Origin of the sequence: Tolypothrix campylonemoides VB511288_2 (assembly GCF_045999855.1) — a bacterium.
Lineage (GTDB): Bacteria > Cyanobacteriota > Cyanobacteriia > Cyanobacteriales > Nostocaceae > Scytonema > Scytonema bouteillei_A.
On the sequence record NZ_JBFPMW010000012.1, the window covers coordinates 17,072 to 34,932 of the forward strand.

Below are 17,861 nucleotides of genomic sequence, written 5' to 3' on the forward strand. Positions count from 1 at the left end.
AGACAGCAATTAATGTAAAAAATGCACGAGAGCCATTCATAAATTGATATTTATCACTGTTTGGACAGCAAATATAGTTTTGTCAATCAACAAATTATTGGAGGGGCGGGAATGAAACGGATTGCAGTTTTGGGAGCCGGAGCAATGGGATCTCGCATCGTGCAGAACTTGCTTAATGCAAAATATCAAGTTGTTGTATATAATCGTACAGCTTCTAAGGTAAAGCCCTTACTGGATCGTGGGGCTGTTTATGCCACAACACCCAAAGAAGCTGCCGAGCAAGCTGATATTGTGATTAGTATGGTCACTGATAATGACGTGTCACGAAGCATCTGGCTTGACCCGAAAATAGGTGCGGCACTGGGACTGAGCAAAGATGCAATCACGATTGAATCCAGCACTTTAACCGTAGATTGGACACGAGAATTGGCAGATGAAATCTTAAATCGTGGAGCTGCCTTTCTCGATGCTCCAGTGGTCGGGTCGCGGCAGCAGGCAGAAGCAAAGAAACTCATTTATCTGGTTGGGGGAAAAGCACAAACCTTGGCACAAGTTCAACCTGTTCTGTTGTCCGCAGGTGCTTCAAGCATCCATCATATCGGTTCAGTAGGTCAGGGAATGACGATGAAACTGGCTGTTAATGCACTATTTGGCATTCAGGTTGCGGCATTAGCAGAAATTATCGGAATGCTGGACAAGAACGGAATAACCAGTGTAAAAGCAATGCAGTATCTGGGTGATTTACCTGTAATCAGTCCAGCTGCATTGGGCGCAGGAAGTCTAATGGCCATAAATAATCATGCACCGATGTTTCCAATTGAATTAGTAGAGAAAGATTTCCGTTATTTCATCCAAACCGCACAAGCCTTTGGTGCTTTAATTCCCGCATCTACTGCCATTCATAACATTTATCAAGAAGCTATGGCATTTGGTTATGGCAATGACAACATTACAGGTGTTGTTCAAATTTTTATCTAATTGAATGAGCTTGACATCTCTCCTCTCTAGAAGCAAGGGGATTCTAAACTGATGTTGCTATGGCGGCTTCTAGCCGCACTTCGCAACGTTTACAATATGATTTATTAACCCTTGTTTCATGTCCCCCTCAAGGTTGCGCCATTTCAACAACGTTCCCATTATGTAGTTCGTAACGTCCGTTTTTTGGACGCCAAGCAGCAAATTCTTCAAAGGTGACTCGTTTACTTTGAGTCTGGGTCATAAGTTCTCATGTTTTCGATCGCAACTCTTAGGGCTCGTAAATCTTTCAGAAAAAATTTTAACCACAAAGTTGAAGAATCTCTTCAACGACTTGAGGATTGACATCCTGTTGTTCGCCCAATGCAACCTGTCTCCGTTTCTCCAAACGCTCAACAATGATTGGAATGGTTTCGCGCCCAATACCATAGTCTGAGAGACGAGTACGTACACCAACAGATTCAAAAAAGTTGCGAGTTGAAGCGATCGCCTCATTAACCCGTTCTTCCTCAGTACCATCCACAATACCCCAAACTCGTTCGGCATATTGTAAAAGTTTCTGCCATTTGCTACTGCGCCTAACTGACATAGTGCTAGGGAGTACAATAGCCAAAGTTTGAGCGTGATCCAATCCGTGTAACGCAGTCAGTTCGTGACCTATATCATGAGTAGACCAATCCTGAGGGACTCCTACACCAATCAGCCCATTGAGAGCCATAGTAGCGCACCACATGAAAATAGCACGTGCATCATAGTCCTTGGGATCGGCCAGAGTTTTTGGTCCTATTTCAATCAGCGTTTTTAAGATAGACTCTGCCATTCGATCTTGTAAAGGTGCATGAGCAGGATAAGTCAAATACTGTTCCATCACATGAGTAAAAGCATCAACGATCCCATTAGCAATTTGCTTTTGAGGTAGAGAGAAAGTTGTTTCTGGATCGAGAACCGAGAAACGGGGATATACCAAAGGGCTGCTGAAAGCTAATTTATCCTTAGTTTCCCACTTGGTTACCACTGAAAATGTATTCATTTCCGAACCAGTGGCAGGTATTGTCAGTACAACACCCAAGGGTAAAGCATCTTTCACAGGTGCTGTTTTTGCCAGAATGTCCCAAGGGTCGCCCGTAAAGGGAACAGCAGCTGCGATAAATTTTGTACCATCAATCACAGAGCCGCCACCAACAGCCAGTAAAAAGTCAATCCCTTCATTTCGCACTAGTTCCACCGCTTTCATCAGTGTTTCCAAACGGGGATTGGGTTCAATACCTCCAAACTCCATCACCTGACGTCCAGCCACCGCAGACATAACTTGGTCATAAACACCATTCGTCTTGATACTACCTCCACCATATGTGACAAGAATTTTGGCGCTTGCAGGAATTTCAGCTGTAATACTGGCGATTTGACCTTTGCCAAATAGGATTTTTACGGGATTTTGACACTCGCCCTGCTAAAGCAAGGGCGATTCTTAAGACATTGCTGCCTTAATATCCTGTTTGCACAGGTTCCCAGGCTCAACACGTTTGCCCATAGGGCGTGCTGATACGCCAGGTGCTTCAACCGGGGGAAAGAGAGGCAACGCACTGGCTCGTCTCCTTGCGTTGTTTCGGGCGTTTAGACGAACATTCACCAGACTTGCTGATATCGGCGTCAGGTTTCGCGGAGTCCCCACGTACCATACTTTGAATTACTTGTTTTGCTCTATCTCGAACTGTTTTTGCGGCTCCTAGATCGGCGTGTTCCATGTGTCCGCAACTCGTACAAATGAATCTTTCTTTATCACGATTCAATTTGTCTATATGTCCGCAATTCCTGCATTCACATGAAGAATTTCGAGGATTAACTTTAATCACAACCTTTCCTTGCTTCTCAGCGAGATACTCAATTTTTGAAGTTAACTCCGACCAACTAGCATCCGAGATAGACCTGTTTAAACCTTTTTTACGGCTTTGTCCGTTCTTTAAAAACCGTCCTGTTTTCTCATCCACTTTTACCTTACAACGACGTAACATACCAGATACATTTAAGTCTTCCAAACCAATACCGTCTACATTACGAGAGACGATTTTGTTAGCCACATACCATTGGTACGCTAAACGCTTGTCACTGACACGTTTGTGTAATCTTCCAACTTTTTTAGCTGCTTTTTTCCTGTTTTTACTGCCTTTAACTTTGCGGCTAACCCGTCTCTGTCTGACTTTTAGTAGGTGTTTAGTCTTTCGGTTAGTACTAAACTTAGGATTATCAATTTGATAACCGTCTGATAAATGCACGAGTTTAGTAATCCCTAAATCGCAACCAAGCACTTTTTCAACTTCTGTTAAAGGTTTTGAAATGTATTCAGGTACACTTTTGTCTTCCATTCGGACAGAAATATACCAACCATCTTGACGCTTACGGACAGTTACAGCTTTGATGGTAAAACCATCAGGTATTAAGCGAGAGTTGTGGAATCTCATCCAACCTACTTTAGGTAGGTAGATTTTATTCCCTTGTACTTTTATTCCTACTGTATAGGTAAAAGAAGTGAAGTTACTACGGTTTTTAAATTGTGGAAACCCTCTACCTTCAAAGAAGTTTTTGTATGCTACATCAAGACGTTTAACGTTTTGTTGCAATACTGTAGAATCAATCTCAGCGTACCAGGGTCTAGCTTTTTTAAGTATTGGCAAACTGGTTATCTGAATATCTCCGGCACTTCTTCTAGGATTTTTTAAGTTCCCGGAAAGCTCGCCGGACAGAAACTTCTGTCCGGCAGACTTTCCCTCTTTATCTAATTTATTGTCTTTCCAAGGTTCTCCTGTAGCTCCATTCTTGCTAACAAAACAAGTTATTGGGCAAGCCTCTGCCCTTGTTCTAATGTCGCAATAGTCGCCTTGAATGAATTGTTGATTGTATTGGGCAATTCTATCATTTAAACACCAGTTGTAATGACTCCTAAGCATATCAACCCAGGTGTCCATCTTTTCTGATTGAGAAACGTTAGGGCGTAGCTTGTATACATAGTTTGTTAGCAAGTTGTATCACCTCCTTAATTGTTGATATATTATCTATGTCTACAATAATATATCGTGAGCCAGCCCTGCTTTGAAGGTTTCCTTCTGTAGGGGACTGGCGAACCCTTTAGGGTAAGTTCCCGGAATTATGCAACAGTATCGAAGAAAAAATCATTCCGTTTTCTTGGTTAACTATCATCTAGTCTGGATACCAAAAAGACGGAAGAAGATTTTGATTGGAGATGTCGAAAACCGACTAAGAACAATTGTTTGGGAAGTTTGTCAAGAGAAAGAGTGGAAGATTATAGCACTAGAAATTATGCCAGACCACGTTCACCTATTTGTTAACGTTCCACCTGAAATAGCTCCACATCAAGTGGCTAACGCTATTAAAGGAAGAAGTTCTAGATTACTCAGACAAGAATTTCCACGTTTGCTAAAACTGCCTAGTTTGTGGACAAGTTCGTATTTTGTCTCTACTGCTGGCAATGTAAGTAGCGACACAGTTCGTAGGTATATTGAAGAGCAAAGACATCACGATACAACATGATGTCACTGTCCCTAAAGGGACTTGCCGCTCGCCTACATCCACCGCCTGAAGTATATATGAGACACGAAGTGTGACGTAGTGTCTCATATTCGGTGGTTTTGGCTCGCTTAATTTTTTATAAAAGCTAAAGTTGTCCATAAAGCACCTCTAGTAGAAAGTCATGAGACTGGGAAATTGACTATTGATACCAATATAGTAATGAAATTCAATGTCTGTTTCTCCTTCCCTGCTACAGAGGCAAGATTTTAATCAATCGTTAAATTTGCCATAATTCTGGAAATAAGCTCTCTAAAATCGTAGCTAGTTTAGCTGTATCCTCGTGCTTGGGATAGTCATGAAAGTCTTTTTAGAAACAGAACGATTGATTTTGCGCTTCTTCACAGCAGAAGATGCTGAAAACCTTTTTAAACTCGATAGCGACCCCAAAGTTATGCGTTTTATTAACGGGGGTCAGCCAACAGAATACAACACTATTAAAGAACAAGTACTGCCTAAATGGTTGGGATACTATCAGAAATACGATCGCTTTGGCTTTTGGGCAGCTGTAGAAAAATCAAGCAATGAATTTATCGGGTGGTGTCACTTCTACCCTGCTGTTGAACATCAATTTGCCGTTGAATTACAAATAGCTAGCAGCAATGAAATTGCTCTAGGTTACCGATTGTGCCAATCCACTTGGGGAAAAGGATATGCAACTGAAGCTTCCATGGCATTGATATGCAAGGGGTTTATGGAATGGAACGTTCAACGAGTTGTGGCATGGGCATTGACAGTCAACAAAGCATCGACTCGGGTTATGGAAAAAGTAGGATTGCAGTTGGAAAAAGAGTTTGTTTTCACGGAAAGTCAGCTACCAAACCTACAACCATCAGAGCGAAAAATAGCTTTTTATGCTTTAAATAAATTAAGAGTAGAGCAGGGCAAACAAACTATTTGTTAAAGTATAAGCCAAAATCGTGAGTGCAGCGCAACTAAAGACAATCGCTGAAGAGGTTTGTGTTGATGGGGGCGAGATGGTATCGTTAATGCGATCGCACGCTCGATCCCAAACACCCCTTGGTTCTATGGAGCATTGGTCAGTTGACCCTGCTTTATAATGGTGCATGGCGATCTATTCTGGACAACAAGCACTCACAAGCGTTTAAATGATGTACTCGCCTTCACCCGCTTTATTTCTAGAAGCCAAAACCGTGGAAGCATCAGAAAACAGTGCTTGCTACTTTCCCCTAGAAAACGGACGCTATGAGGTTAAACCTGGCTTTATTCCTCTGGGCAAATCTTTAGGTAACGGTGAGGCTGACAAATGCGTCTTTCAATTTGATAGCAACTTTCCTCATTACCGACAGGTTAAGCTTTTATCTCGTGCCGAACAATTGAGAAAATATTATCAAACCTACCATTATTCTGATGCGGTAGCAGGTGCGATCGCTTGTCTGATTATTGACCGTCTCTCTCAAGAATATCCCCAATACTTTTGCTGTCAACCAACAAGTCATGGTTTATCTTTTCACAACCGACTGACTGGAGAAACTCTTTATGTAGATGAAAACTGGCGGTTGCGACAAGTTGAAACTCAAAGTCAACCAGTTTTTCCTCCCTATGCTTCCACCCTGGATGCTTTAGCAAGCCAAATGCAGGAAGACATAACTGTGATGAGCTACAGTCCTGATGGTTGTAACTGGTTGAGCGCAGTTCATTTGTGCTATCCCAACCATTGGTCGGGTAAGGAAAAGATTGGTCAGGATTTCGCTACAATTCATGCACCCGTAGCAGGAATCGAGAAAATTAACCGACGGGCTAGTGCGATCGTTAACACAATGGTTCTTCGCGAACCAATGGTACGCTTTGCTTGGGGTTTGAGTACCGACACTCGCCTCAATCACCATCCCGAACCACCTCCAAGTGTGTCCCTTGATGAATGGCATGGTAGAAGTTTTAACCGGGACAACCCCAAATTATTCTTAAGAATAGAACGACAAGTCATTTGGGGTTTACCAGAACATAACGCAGTGCTGTTTACTATCCGCACTTATTTTAGAGATTGTATTGCTATCAAAAAAGATACAAATTTGCGATTAAAATTATTGGCTGCTCTTCAATCGATGACACCAGAGTCATTAATTTATAAAGGTTTAGCAGAAAGCCGGGACAGCATTTTAGCTTGGTTGGAAGATGTATAGCGATCCGGGAAAAGGCAGAGCGCAGAAGGCGGCTAAATAATATTAAGATATAAGAAAATACTCTACAAATCTTAATAATGACAGTTACTTCGCAGCAGGTAGTACAAAGTACCTTTGAAAAACACTTTTGGACATGGCAGGGTCATAAAATCCAGTATACTGTCATGGGAACGGGAAAACCCCTCGTACTCGTTCATGGCTTTGGCGCATCTATTGGACATTGGCGAAAAAATATTCCAGTTTTAGCAGCCGCAGGTTACCGAGTCTTTGCCCTCGACTTGTTAGGGTTTGGCGGTTCCGATAAACCACCGTTAAAATACACTGTAGAAATTTGGGTGGAACTCTTAAAAGATTTTTGGACAGTACACATACAACAACCAGCAGTCTTTATCGGCAATTCCATTGGCGCACTCATCGGTTTGATAACTGTAACAAAACATCCAGAAATATCCGCAGGTGGCATTTTGATTAACAGTGCGGGTGGTTTAAGTCACCGTCCCCACGAACTCAATCCACCATTACGCATTGTCATGGCAGCTTTCAACAAATTTGTGAGTTCCCCAATGACAGGAGCGTTCGTTTTCAATCGCATTCGCCAGAAAGCCCAAATTCGCCGCACGCTCTATCAGGTTTACCGCAATCGAGAAGCCGTCACTGATGAATTGGTAGACTTACTTTATACACCTTCATGCGCTCCCGGAGCACAACAAGTTTTTGCAGCCATCCTCACAGCACCTCCCGGTCCCTCGCCAGCGGAATTATTACCCAATGTTGAATGCCCGTTATTAGTTATTTGGGGAGCTGAAGACCCTTGGACCCCAATTACAGGAGCAAAACTTTACGAACAAGCACGGGATAATGGTAAAGATATCAAAATTGTTCCTATCCCTGGTGCCGGTCATTGTCCTCATGATGAAGTTCCAGATGTGGTCAATCAACAAATTATAAATTGGCTATCATCAGCGATCGCTGAACGGTGAGCGATCTTCTCGTTTCCCAGCTGAGCCTGAGATGTGTGTTCTGAGGCTCCGCCTCCTGAGTCAGACATTCCACAGCCAGAGGCGGGAAACGAGATCAATTGCCAATTGCTCTGTTGTTTACGCTTCCGGTTCTATCCCCAACGCACGCAATTGCGCTGCCAAGCGTTCTGCACGTTGTCGTTCTTGTTCTGCACGTTGTCGTTCTTGTTCTGCAAACTCAAAACCCCACAGCAACAGTTCTCTTTGTTCGTTCCACCAACGCAACCAGTAACTAGAACGGTTTTCTCTAGTCCCCAGCCACGTCCCTAAAAACAGGTTCATTTCTTTAATCCAGTAAAGGTTATTTTCATCTGGCGATTGCAACTGATAACGACCCGAATCATCTAATTGATAAACTTCCAGCAATCCTGTATCTGGTTCAAAAATGGCATAATTAGGAACTTTTAAAACTCGCTCGTAATAGTACCATTTACCAGGGGGATACGTAGGTTTGCTGGAGTACTCACTCCCTTCAGTATCTGAAAGGAATTCCATAACGATAACTGGAAAATCACCTTGAAGTTTTGGCGTATAACTGCGCTTAACTTCTTCTCGTGACACCTTAATAGAAGGAACAAATCCCCAATCGGGTGCTTTAACCACAATGCGATTGTTCAAAGTGGCACAAATAGCATAATTTGTTATGGTCAAAGAGTTGGCTGGCAATCTTCCAGCAACTTCTAAACTTTCTGTTAAAGCAGCTGCTAACAGTGGCTGATTAATGTTATCCACAGGCTCGTCATCTAAAACAAAATCATCCGGTAATTTTTCCCAAGTGATTTCATAAGTGGTTGCACTAGTTAGCATGGTAAGAGTGCCTCCTTAACGCTATCGATACACCTAGCTTAACTTCAGCAACCAGTAACCATGCTTATGAGCGGTCATTGGTCATTGGTCACTGTCAATGCAGTACTATTGTTCTATCATGATAGCGGAGACAGTCACTGACCTCCGGCTAAAGCGCGGAGGCTTGGAAGAGGAAGACTCACCACCTTCTGAATTCAGGACGAAACCAGTGTCTAGCCAATTGCTGAACTATCTGGGAGTGGTATCCCAAAAGACGTTAAGAATGCCTCCCTAGTTTTTCACCTCTGTGGTAGTCAGTGGCGAAGGGAAATATATACCTAGCAATAGGACTTATCGTAAATGTTTGTACCGGTTGTCAACAGTGAAAATAGACCTCGAATGCCGACGACTCCAAGCCGAGCCAAGCGTTGGATTAAGTCAGGTAAGGCAACACCATTTTGGAAAAAAGGAGTGTTTTGTGTCCGACTGAACGTAGAACCCTCAAACACAAATAGCCAACCGATAGCAGTAGGGATCGATCCTGGTTCCAAAAGGGAGGCGTTTACACTCAAGTCGCAAGCTCACACTTACCTAAATGTGCAAACCCATGCTGTTGATTGGGTGAAAGACCATATTGAGGTAAGACGCAATATGCGACGCTCGAGGCGCTTTCGCAACACTCCGTGTCGTCAAAATCGAACTAACAGGTTGGTCAACAAAAACCGTATTCCTCCATCGACTAAAGCGCGGTGGCAGTGGAAGTTGAGGATAGCTAACTGGCTAACCAAAATGTTTCCGGTATCAACTTTTGTGGTGGAGGATATCAAAGCCCGCACCTGGAAAAACGGATGTCAGTGGAATGCTTCGTTTAGTCCCCTAGAGGTAGGAAAACAATGGTTTTATTCCGAACTCAGAAAAATTGCTCATGTTGAGACTAAATCAGGCAACGAGACTTACCAACTGCGACAAAGTTTAGGGCTTCATAAGTCTCAACAAAAATTGTCAAACAAGTTTGAAGCTCATTGTGTTGATTCATGGGTGTTAGCTAATTGGTCTGTCCAAGGACACTCCCGCCCAGATAACACACAGTTGATTGAGGCTGTCCCACTTGAGTTTCACCGCAGACAGCTTCATCGATTGCAATATGCACGCCAACACATACGTTCTCGATATGGTGGCACCATGAGTGCTGGTTTTAAGCGTGGTTCAATCGTTAAACATCCGAAATACGGATTCTGTTTTGTTGGCGGTTGGCAAGAGTCACCAACAAAGAAAAACCCCGATAGAAAAACAATTAGCCTGCACAGTTTGAATACTGGTCAGCGATTGTGTCAAAACGCTGTGCCTACAGATTGTAAGTTTTTGTCTTACAACTCGTGGCGCGTAGTTAATTAATTTGTCAAGCCGTCCTAGAAGGACCGGGTTTCTAACCCATTTTTTTGATGATAATATTAAGAACTGTTTCGCACCTGCCTGTTTCTCTCACCCCGTTCATATGTTAAACACTCAGCGATCGCAATCCTTAAATGGGCACCTTCCTCAGACAAACCCAAACAGCCAAAACACTATCCGCATTCGGGGTGCCAGACAGCACAACCTGAAAAATATCGATCTGGAATTGCCTCGCGATCGCTTGATTGTCTTTACTGGCGTTTCTGGTTCTGGCAAATCTTCCTTGGCATTCGACACCATCTTTGCAGAAGGACAGCGCCGCTATGTGGAATCCCTTAGCGCTTATGCACGGCAATTCTTGGGACAAGTCGATAAACCTGATGTTGAGGCGATTGAGGGATTAAGCCCAGCGATTTCCATTGACCAAAAGTCAACATCTCATAACCCCCGTTCTACTGTAGGGACGGTGACAGAAATTTACGACTATCTGCGACTCCTGTTTGGACGCGCTGGCGAACCTCACTGTCCCATATGCGATCGCTGTATCGCCCCCCAAACCATAGATGAGATGTGCGATCGCATCATGGAACTACCAGATCGCACGCGCTTTCAAATTCTTGCGCCTGTTGTTCGGGGCAAAAAGGGGACGCATAGCAAACTGCTATCAAGTTTGGCATCCCAAGGTTTTGTCCGCGTTCGTGTAGATGGGGAAGTACGCGAACTTTCCGATGCCATTGAATTAGATAAAAATGTTATTCACACCATAGAAGTTGTTATTGACCGATTGGTAAAAAAACCGGATTTGCAAGAGCGATTGTTTGATTCCCTTTCTACCTGTTTGCGTCAATCTAATGGAATTGCAGTTATTCTCATTAGTTCTTCGTCATCGGGCGATAGTGATAAGAAACAACCAAAAGAGCAAGAACAAGAATTAGTCTTTTCAGAAAACTTTGCCTGTCCGGAACACGGGGCGGTGATGGAAGAATTATCCCCGCGCTTGTTTTCTTTTAACTCTCCTTATGGTGCGTGTCCGCACTGTCACGGAATTGGTAGTTTGAGAAGATTTTCGGCTGAGTTGGTTGTTCCCGATCCTGAAGCACCAGTATATTCTGCTATTGCGCCTTGGTCGGAAAAGGAAAATACGTATTATTTGGAGTTGTTGTATAAGTTAGGTCAAGAACATAGTTTTGAGTTGCAAACCTGTTGGAATGTGTTAACTGAGGAACAAAGGGAAATAATTCTCCATGGAGAGGAAAAAAACACGGACTCGCAGAGAAAACAGAAAGAGGGATTCAAAGGAGTTTTGCCAATTTTACAAAGGCAATATGACGGTGGTTCGGAGTTAATTAAGCAAAAATTAGAACAGTATTTAGTCGATCAACCGTGTCCCGTCTGTGAGGGAAAACGGTTGAAACCGGAGGCGTTAGCAGTACGGTTGGGACAGTACCGAATTATAGATTTAACGGGGGTTTCCATTCGGGAGTCTCGGAACAAAATTGACCAATTACAATTGAGTCAGCGTCAGTTACAAATTGCCGATCTGGTATTGAGAGAAATCAAAGCGAGATTGCAATTTTTGCTGGATGTAGGTTTAGATTACCTCACTCTCGACCGTCCGGCAATGACACTTTCCGGTGGAGAAGCACAACGAATTCGTCTGGCGACTCAAATTGGTTCTGGGTTGACTGGGGTTTTGTATGTTTTGGATGAACCCAGTATTGGTTTGCATCAACGAGATAATGGAAGATTGTTGCGAACTTTAATTAGGTTACGGGATTTAGGCAATACCCTAATTGTTGTGGAGCACGATGAAGAAACTATTCGTGCGGCTGACCATGTTGTTGATATTGGTCCTGCTGCTGGGGTTAATGGGGGTAGAATCGTTGCTCAAGGCGATTTACAAGCATTGCTCAATTCAGAAGAATCGCTGACAGGAGCTTATTTATCAGGACGTAGAGCGATCGCAACTCCCGCAACACGTAGGGAAGGAAACGGGCGAAGTTTGGTTATTCAAAATGCCCATCGCAATAATTTGAGAAACATTAATGTAGAAATACCATTAGGAAAACTTGTTTCTGTCACTGGTGTTTCAGGTTCTGGAAAATCTACCCTAATTAACGAATTACTCTACCCAGCGCTGCAACATCAACTGACGCGGAAAGTTCCTTTTCCTAAAGAGATAGATGGTATTCAAGGCTTAGATACCATTGATAAAGCCATAGTTATTGACCAATCTCCTATTGGAAGAACACCTCGTTCTAACCCTGCAACATATACGGGCGTTTTTGATATTATTCGAGAAGTTTTTTCAGAAACAATTGAAGCAAAAACTAGGGGATATAAACCAGGGCAATTTTCTTTCAACGTTAAAGGGGGACGTTGTGAAGCTTGTAGCGGACAAGGTGTAAATGTCATTGAAATGAACTTTTTACCTGATGTTTACGTCCAGTGTGAAGTTTGTAAAGGGGCAAGATATAACCGTGAAACTTTGCAAGTGAAGTACAAAGAGAAATCTATTTCTGATGTTCTTAGTATGACAGTAGAGGAAGCTTTAGAATTTTTCAAAAACATTCCCAAAGCTGTAAATAAGTTGCAAACTTTAGTGGATGTTGGATTGGGATATATTCAACTGGGACAACCTGCGACAACCTTATCTGGCGGTGAAGCACAGAGGGTGAAATTAGCAACAGAACTATCACGTCGCGCTACTGGTAAAACACTTTATTTGATAGATGAACCAACGACAGGCTTATCTTTTTATGATGTTCATAAATTATTAGATGTCCTGCAACGTTTAGTTGATAAAGGCAATTCCGTTTTGGTCATCGAACACAATTTAGATGTAATACGTTGTGCGGATTGGCTGATAGATCTAGGACCGGAAGGCGGTGACAAAGGAGGAGAAGTTATTGCAGTGGGAACACCAGAAGAAATCGCAGAAAATCCAAAATCATATACCGGACAGTATTTGAAGCAAGTATTAATATCTAACCAGTAACCAGTAAATCCGTGACCAGTAAACTGGTCAAGACCTCCCACCTCGATCCGGTGGCTCCGCTTGGGAATGCCTTACCGTGAGGCTCTGCCTCCTGTAAGCTTTACCTTAAATGTACTATGCTAGGTTTACTTCATAGGATTAAGGATGAGGAGTAATTGCCAATATTGTTATCACTCCCTGACCTAGACCGTAGTACCAAAACACTCGAAACGCGGCTGATGTTTTATTTTCCACATATGCTTCAAATACTTCTTCACCGTTAGGTCCAGATAAACCATCAAATTTGTGAGTTTGCAAACCAGGATGACGGAGATTAGTTTCCAGGAGCGCCAGTGTTTTTAAGACTTTTCGATATTTTTTGGAGTCGGTTTTCTCCAAATTAGCTAAAGTATCCCTGGCTTCAGTTGAGTATTGCAGCCTGAATTGCATTTAATCATCAATCTCCAAGTCTGCATACTGGGCAAAAGAACCTAAGTCATGAACTTCTCCAGAAGCTACTTGTTGCAAACCCCGTTGTACCATAGCCATCGCTTCTGAATTTTGCCACAGCCATCGTTGATTATCGGGAATACTTTCTAAATCTATGGGATCTAGCAAAATTTGTCCTGCATCATTAATTAAAACTCGATATACTTTTCCTTTAATAACTTCTCCTATCACTAATTCTCCTACTTCATTCGATGAAACTGCATTTTTAATCACTTGAAAATTTTGACCAGTAATCATAGATACAAATATAGTATGTTTTTATCGTTTAATACTGAGTGATGCTGGGGACAAGCATCGCCACGAATCCAGATCCTAACGTGCATTACACCATTATTGCAGGCGATCCCTCAATTCGTCCTGAAGCATTACAAATGGATTCCGAAGAAAAATCGAGTCCATTGGTAAAAGCACTCTGTGAAGAGGTTTAAGCTGTTGTGCTCTTATTTACATAGTCGTGCATCAATCTGATTCTTGTAGAATGGGCGTCCTCGCCCGTCCAAATTATGCAACCTATCAGCAGAACAGCTTAATATAAAGTACACGATCGGTTTGGAACTTACTGACTGTACTCGCTACTTAAGTGGGCGATCGCTTGTTTGATCCAATCTTCCACAAAAGCGTCTTTTGGCAACCCAATATTTTCGCTTACCACGTGTAAGGCATGGCTGACTTCACTAGCAGTGTAACCCAAAGCCAATAGAGTCATTTGCACTTCGTCCAAAATTCCAGGCGCAGGACCGCCTGTGGCGACAAAAAAGCCGGCGGACTTGCGCCACTCTATCAACTTGTTTTTGAGTTCCAAACACAATCGTTCGGCAGTTTTCTTACCAACTCCAGGAGCTTGGATCAAAATTTGAACATTCGCTGTGATAATTGCTTGAACGAGATCGGGTAATTCCAGGGTGTCGAGAAGTGCGATCGCTAAAGCCGCCCCCACACCACTTACACCCAATAAATGCCGAAACACGTCTCGTTCTCCTGGCGAACCAAAGCCATAGAGCATAGGAACTTCTTCCCGAATTTGGTAGTGGGTAAAAATTTGCACTTCACCACCAATTTCTGGCAATTGCTTTGCCAGTCTCGATGGAACTTGCAAATCATACCCCATACCATTGACTTCAAGAGTCAGGATATGACGATGAGCTCCTGTGTTTTGGATAGCAGCAACAATTCCTTTGAGGTAACTAATCATAAGAATCCAAAGTATTTCAATCCTTCTAGAATGCCACCCGCACAAAAGCTTTGTGCTAGGTAATGATAGTCAACGGGATTCTCATTGTGCCATTGAAGTAGCTCTCGACGAGCATTGCCAACAATAATTCCCCGTTCTTTGCCAGCCGCGAATAAAGCAATATCATTTCCCGAATCACCACAAACAACAGAGCGCTCCGGTACAAAGTTCCACTTTTGGCGGAGAAATTGTACTGCCTGACCTTTATCGCTGTGAGGAGGGACAATGTCCAAGTCTATACCACTGCTGTAAATTAATTTGATTATTAAACCACATTTTTTAAACTCTGACTCAAGTTGTGGTATAATTTTTCTTGCTTCTTCATCTTGAAGGAAAAAACTGACCTTAAAAGGGCGTTGTTCTGAGTCTGGTTGGGGAACTAAAGCCGGAAAATTGTCAGTCACAGATACTATAAGGTCGCGGTTCCATCCGGAAGATAAATGCTTCGACCACTCCGGATCGGGTGTATCATCACCATTAAGGTAGATTTCTGTTCCGACAGCTAACACTAAACCATCTGGTTCCAAAAGATTCTTTTCTTCTTTGAGTTCCTTATACAGAACTGGCGATCGCCCTGTGGCATAGACTATCTTTGTACCGTATTGCTTGCGGTGGTTTTGTAAAAGCTCCTTCAACTCAGCCAAAGCATTATCATCCCCTACAAAGGTATTGTCTAGATCGGTTACGAATAGAAATTTAGCCACAGCAACCTCTTTTGTCAGCTTTACCACAAAAAAGTTTATGCCTTTTTGGCATCAGTTTTATCTTTTTCACTCTAGACAAATTAGGCACTTGTACTTAAAAAAAGAGTAGATAAACTAAGAAGATACATGACTTGCTGAAATTTTGAATTGGTCTGTGGAGGTAGAAGCGTTGTATAGTGGTGAGTATTATTAGTTTGTCCCATCGCTTAAGTGCTAAGTTAAATCCCCACTGCAGCCTGAAAACCCGCTTGGGATTGACAATTAGCAGCATTGCTTTTGTACTGACAATTTTAGCCAGTCTCATTGTCGGACATTACGCTAGCGAACAGGTAAGATTCGACGTTGGTAGATCGCTAGCAGAATTAGCCTACCAAATGACAGACAAGTTAGACCGAGGAATGTTTGAGCGATACAAAGACATTCAGGTAATGAGTACTCTGGACACTATCCGCAGTCCACACTCTCCCGCGCTACAGCAACGTATCCTGTTAGAAAAACTTCAAAGTACTTACACTGATTATGCTTGGATAGGTTTGACTGACAACAAGGGTATAGTTCAAGCGAGTACGGGAAAATTATTGGAAGGTCAAGATGTCTCTCAAAGACCTTGGTACGTGTACGGGCAAAAAGTTCCTTACGTAGGTGATGTACATGAAGCAGTGAAATTAGCAAAATTACTTCCCAAACCAACAAGTGAACCATTGCGCTTTGTAGATATTGCAGTCCCTGTTATGGATGAACAAGGAAAAGTAAGGGGTGTATTGGGTGCTCATCTTAGCTGGACATGGTCTAAAGAGTTAGAAAAATCTCTGTTGGACTCTTTAGAAAATCGTCAAATACAAATGTTGGTTCTTCGTAGCAATGGAGATTTATTATTAACACCAACTGAGGTAAAAAATGCTAATTTACTAGCTCTTAAAAGTGTGAAAGCAGCGCAAAGCGGTAAAAATGGTTATTTGATTGAAACTTGGTCTGATGGTCATACTTACCTCACTGGCTTTGCTCGCAGTCTTGGTTATCGAAATTATTCGGGGTTGGGATGGCTGGTGTTGGTACGACAAAAAACTGATGAAGCTTTTATCCCAGTTTGGCATTTACAGCAGCAAATATTTATTTTGAACATGATATTGGGTACTGTTTTTACAGTTTTGGGTTGGTTGATAGCAACGGCAATTACCCACCCGATGTTAGCGATCGCAAAAGCTGCTAACTACATCCGCCGAGGTAACAGACAAATCAAAATTCCTGCTATTGAAGGCAAAGATGAAATTGCAAATTTATCACAATCTCTCAGTCAACTTGTGACTGCTTTAACTCAGCAAGAACAAAACTTAAAAGCCAGCAATACTCAGTTGCAGCTAGAACTGACATCCAAGCTTATGGCGCAGGAAATGTTGCGGCAAAGTGAGGAAAAATTCCGTCAATTAGCAGAAAACATTCAAGAAGTTTTTTGGATTAGAGATTTTCGCAGTTATGAAATTCTTTATATTAGCCCTGCTTACGAACAGGTATGGAAAAGGAGTTGCGAAAGTTTGTACGGCAATCCCGATTCTTGGTTAGATGCTATTCATCCAGAAGATAGAGAACACGTGACTGCCCTCATGAAGGAAAATACTCATAGTGCTTATCAAAATGAATATCGAATTGTACGACCAGATGGAACAATTCGTTGGATTTGGGATAGCAGTTTCCCGGTAAAAAACAATCACGGACAAGTCTATCGAAGAGTCGGGATAGCCCAGGATATCACCGAACGCAAGCAAGCAGAAGAAACTCGATTAGCTTTAGCAAAAGAAAGAGAAATCAGTCAACTCAAATCACACTTTATTGCGATCGCATCCCATGAATTTCGCACTCCATTAACCACTATTTTACTATCTTGCGAATTTCTGCAAAAGTACGGCGAACAATTAACTGAAGAAAAGAAACAGCGACACTTTGATAAAATTAAATCTAGTGTCAAACATCTCAATCAAATATTAGAAGATATTTTAGTATTTGGAAAAACAGAAGCAGGTAAACTAAAATTCGAGCCAGCGCCTATAGATTTAATTAGTTTTTGTCTGGATTTAGTAGAACAGTTACAACTGAGCGCTGGTGAACAATATCAGATTAATTTTGTAGAACAATGCGCTTATGGTTGTACAAGGGAAGAACTTCCCATTATGGATGAAAAACTCTTACGGCATATCTTTACAAATTTACTATCAAATGCTATCAAATACTCCCCACAAGGCGGTCATATAAATTTTGAATTAATATGCGATTGTACAAGTGCCATTTTCCGAGTTCAAGATGAAGGAATTGGCATTCCAGAAGAAGATATAGACAAACTCTTTACATCTTTTTTTAGGTGCAGCAACACGGGTCATCTTCCAGGAACAGGTCTGGGGTTAGCAATCGTTAAAAATGCAGTTGAATTACACAAAGGTCAAATTACTGTAGAAAGTCAACTGGGTGTGGGAACCACTTTTACCGTAATATTGCCAAGGGTTTAAGGAGAAGGAGCAGACAAGGGAGAAAGCTCTACTGTATCTTCCT

17 protein-coding genes and 1 pseudogene are annotated in these 17,861 nt (G+C 42.3%); 10 read left to right on the top strand and 8 right to left on the bottom strand.

Going from position 1 to position 17,861, the window contains the following annotated elements:
• The first annotated feature begins 60 nt into the window (after positions 1-60).
• On the top strand, positions 61-978 hold the full coding sequence (locus AB0756_RS28895; protein WP_272899927.1) for an NAD(P)-dependent oxidoreductase: 918 nt from the start codon (positions 61-63) through the stop codon (positions 976-978).
• A gap of 130 nt (positions 979-1,108) precedes the next feature.
• Here the strand turns inward: AB0756_RS28895 and AB0756_RS28900 are convergent.
• From AB0756_RS28900 to AB0756_RS28910, 3 genes and pseudogenes are all read right to left on the bottom strand, one after another.
• Positions 1,109-1,219: pseudogene (locus tag AB0756_RS28900) on the bottom strand (Uma2 family endonuclease); the annotation flags it as partial.
• A gap of 57 nt (positions 1,220-1,276) precedes the next feature.
• Positions 1,277-2,398 carry an iron-containing alcohol dehydrogenase gene (locus tag AB0756_RS28905; RefSeq protein WP_038074192.1) on the bottom strand — a complete coding sequence of 374 codons (1,122 nt, stop codon included), beginning with the start codon at positions 2,396-2,398 and terminating at the stop codon, positions 1,277-1,279.
• A 133-nt stretch (positions 2,399-2,531) separates the two neighbouring features.
• On the bottom strand, positions 2,532-3,992 hold the full coding sequence (locus AB0756_RS28910; protein WP_202048672.1) for an RNA-guided endonuclease InsQ/TnpB family protein: 1,461 nt from the start codon (positions 3,990-3,992) through the stop codon (positions 2,532-2,534).
• Between the two features lie 127 nt (positions 3,993-4,119).
• On the opposite strand from AB0756_RS28910, the gene tnpA reads away from it, so the two are divergent.
• From tnpA to AB0756_RS28935, 5 genes are all read left to right on the top strand, one after another.
• A complete protein-coding gene (gene tnpA, locus AB0756_RS28915) occupies positions 4,120-4,521 on the top strand; it encodes an IS200/IS605 family transposase (RefSeq protein ID WP_408019898.1) in 402 nt (133 codons plus the stop codon).
• A gap of 334 nt (positions 4,522-4,855) precedes the next feature.
• Positions 4,856-5,461: a GNAT family N-acetyltransferase gene (locus AB0756_RS28920; RefSeq protein ID WP_038077037.1), complete on the top strand. Its 606-nt coding sequence runs from the start codon at positions 4,856-4,858 to the stop codon at positions 5,459-5,461.
• A gap of 16 nt (positions 5,462-5,477) precedes the next feature.
• Positions 5,478-5,618 carry a hypothetical protein gene (locus AB0756_RS28925; protein WP_153021439.1) on the top strand — a complete coding sequence of 47 codons (141 nt, stop codon included), beginning with the start codon at positions 5,478-5,480 and terminating at the stop codon, positions 5,616-5,618.
• Between the two features lie 48 nt (positions 5,619-5,666).
• Positions 5,667-6,701, top strand: a complete 1,035-nt coding sequence (locus tag AB0756_RS28930; protein ID WP_082051895.1) for a heme-dependent oxidative N-demethylase family protein — start codon at positions 5,667-5,669, stop codon at positions 6,699-6,701.
• A gap of 77 nt (positions 6,702-6,778) precedes the next feature.
• Positions 6,779-7,681, top strand: a complete 903-nt coding sequence (locus AB0756_RS28935) for an alpha/beta fold hydrolase (protein ID WP_038077034.1) — start codon at positions 6,779-6,781, stop codon at positions 7,679-7,681.
• A 117-nt stretch (positions 7,682-7,798) separates the two neighbouring features.
• Here the strand turns inward: AB0756_RS28935 and AB0756_RS28940 are convergent, their stop codons facing one another.
• Entirely contained in the window at positions 7,799-8,527 is a 729-nt protein-coding gene (locus AB0756_RS28940) for a Uma2 family endonuclease (RefSeq protein WP_038077030.1), read from the bottom strand.
• A 339-nt stretch (positions 8,528-8,866) separates the two neighbouring features.
• Here AB0756_RS28940 and AB0756_RS28945 point away from each other — a divergent pair, with 339 nt between their 5' ends.
• Both AB0756_RS28945 and uvrA read left to right on the top strand, forming a co-directional pair.
• Positions 8,867-9,901, top strand: a complete 1,035-nt coding sequence (locus tag AB0756_RS28945) for an RRXRR domain-containing protein (protein WP_038077028.1) — start codon at positions 8,867-8,869, stop codon at positions 9,899-9,901.
• 100 nt (positions 9,902-10,001) lie between these two features.
• Complete coding sequence (gene uvrA / locus AB0756_RS28950) at positions 10,002-12,896, top strand: excinuclease ABC subunit UvrA (protein WP_050046728.1); 2,895 nt, start codon at positions 10,002-10,004, stop codon at positions 12,894-12,896.
• Positions 12,897-13,034: 138 nt separating this feature from the next.
• Here the strand turns inward: uvrA and AB0756_RS28955 are convergent, their stop codons facing one another.
• Together AB0756_RS28955 and AB0756_RS28960 are read right to left on the bottom strand one after the other, a co-directional pair.
• On the bottom strand, positions 13,035-13,325 hold the full coding sequence (locus AB0756_RS28955; protein WP_038077025.1) for a hypothetical protein: 291 nt from the start codon (positions 13,323-13,325) through the stop codon (positions 13,035-13,037).
• A complete protein-coding gene (locus AB0756_RS28960; protein ID WP_038077020.1) occupies positions 13,326-13,622 on the bottom strand; it encodes a hypothetical protein in 297 nt (98 codons plus the stop codon).
• 41 nt (positions 13,623-13,663) lie between these two features.
• On the opposite strand from AB0756_RS28960, the gene AB0756_RS28965 reads away from it, so the two are divergent.
• Complete coding sequence (locus tag AB0756_RS28965) at positions 13,664-13,813, top strand: hypothetical protein (RefSeq protein WP_162002210.1); 150 nt, start codon at positions 13,664-13,666, stop codon at positions 13,811-13,813.
• 128 nt (positions 13,814-13,941) lie between these two features.
• Here the strand turns inward: AB0756_RS28965 and ruvA are convergent, their stop codons facing one another.
• Complete coding sequence (gene ruvA, locus AB0756_RS28970) at positions 13,942-14,577, bottom strand: Holliday junction branch migration protein RuvA (protein WP_038077016.1); 636 nt, start codon at positions 14,575-14,577, stop codon at positions 13,942-13,944.
• On the bottom strand, positions 14,574-15,320 hold the full coding sequence (locus AB0756_RS28975; protein ID WP_202048671.1) for a sucrose-phosphate phosphatase: 747 nt from the start codon (positions 15,318-15,320) through the stop codon (positions 14,574-14,576). Before AB0756_RS28975 ends, ruvA begins: the two co-directional genes overlap by 4 nt.
• A 176-nt stretch (positions 15,321-15,496) precedes the next feature.
• Here AB0756_RS28975 and AB0756_RS28980 point away from each other — a divergent pair, with 176 nt between their 5' ends.
• Positions 15,497-17,818: a sensor histidine kinase gene (locus tag AB0756_RS28980; RefSeq protein ID WP_167844773.1), complete on the top strand. Its 2,322-nt coding sequence runs from the start codon at positions 15,497-15,499 to the stop codon at positions 17,816-17,818.
• The last annotated feature ends 43 nt before the right edge of the window (positions 17,819-17,861 follow it).

Bases quoted from the DNA above. Each gene is read 5' to 3' on its own strand.
- AB0756_RS28920 (WP_038077037.1), top strand. From the start codon at position 4,856: ATGAAAGTCTTTTTAGAAACAGAACGATTGATTTTGCGCTTCTTCACA.
- tnpA (WP_408019898.1), top strand. From the start codon at position 4,120: ATGCAACAGTATCGAAGAAAAAATCATTCCGTTTTCTTGGTTAACTAT.
- uvrA (WP_050046728.1), top strand. From the start codon at position 10,002: ATGTTAAACACTCAGCGATCGCAATCCTTAAATGGGCACCTTCCTCAG.
- AB0756_RS28940 (WP_038077030.1), bottom strand. From the start codon at position 8,527: ATGCTAACTAGTGCAACCACTTATGAAATCACTTGGGAAAAATTACCG.
- AB0756_RS28960 (WP_038077020.1), bottom strand. From the start codon at position 13,622: ATGATTACTGGTCAAAATTTTCAAGTGATTAAAAATGCAGTTTCATCG.
- AB0756_RS28930 (WP_082051895.1), top strand. From the start codon at position 5,667: ATGATGTACTCGCCTTCACCCGCTTTATTTCTAGAAGCCAAAACCGTG.
- AB0756_RS28955 (WP_038077025.1), bottom strand. From the start codon at position 13,325: ATGCAATTCAGGCTGCAATACTCAACTGAAGCCAGGGATACTTTAGCT.
- AB0756_RS28945 (WP_038077028.1), top strand. From the start codon at position 8,867: ATGTTTGTACCGGTTGTCAACAGTGAAAATAGACCTCGAATGCCGACG.
- AB0756_RS28965 (WP_162002210.1), top strand. From the start codon at position 13,664: ATGCTGGGGACAAGCATCGCCACGAATCCAGATCCTAACGTGCATTAC.
- ruvA (WP_038077016.1), bottom strand. From the start codon at position 14,577: ATGATTAGTTACCTCAAAGGAATTGTTGCTGCTATCCAAAACACAGGA.
- AB0756_RS28935 (WP_038077034.1), top strand. From the start codon at position 6,779: ATGACAGTTACTTCGCAGCAGGTAGTACAAAGTACCTTTGAAAAACAC.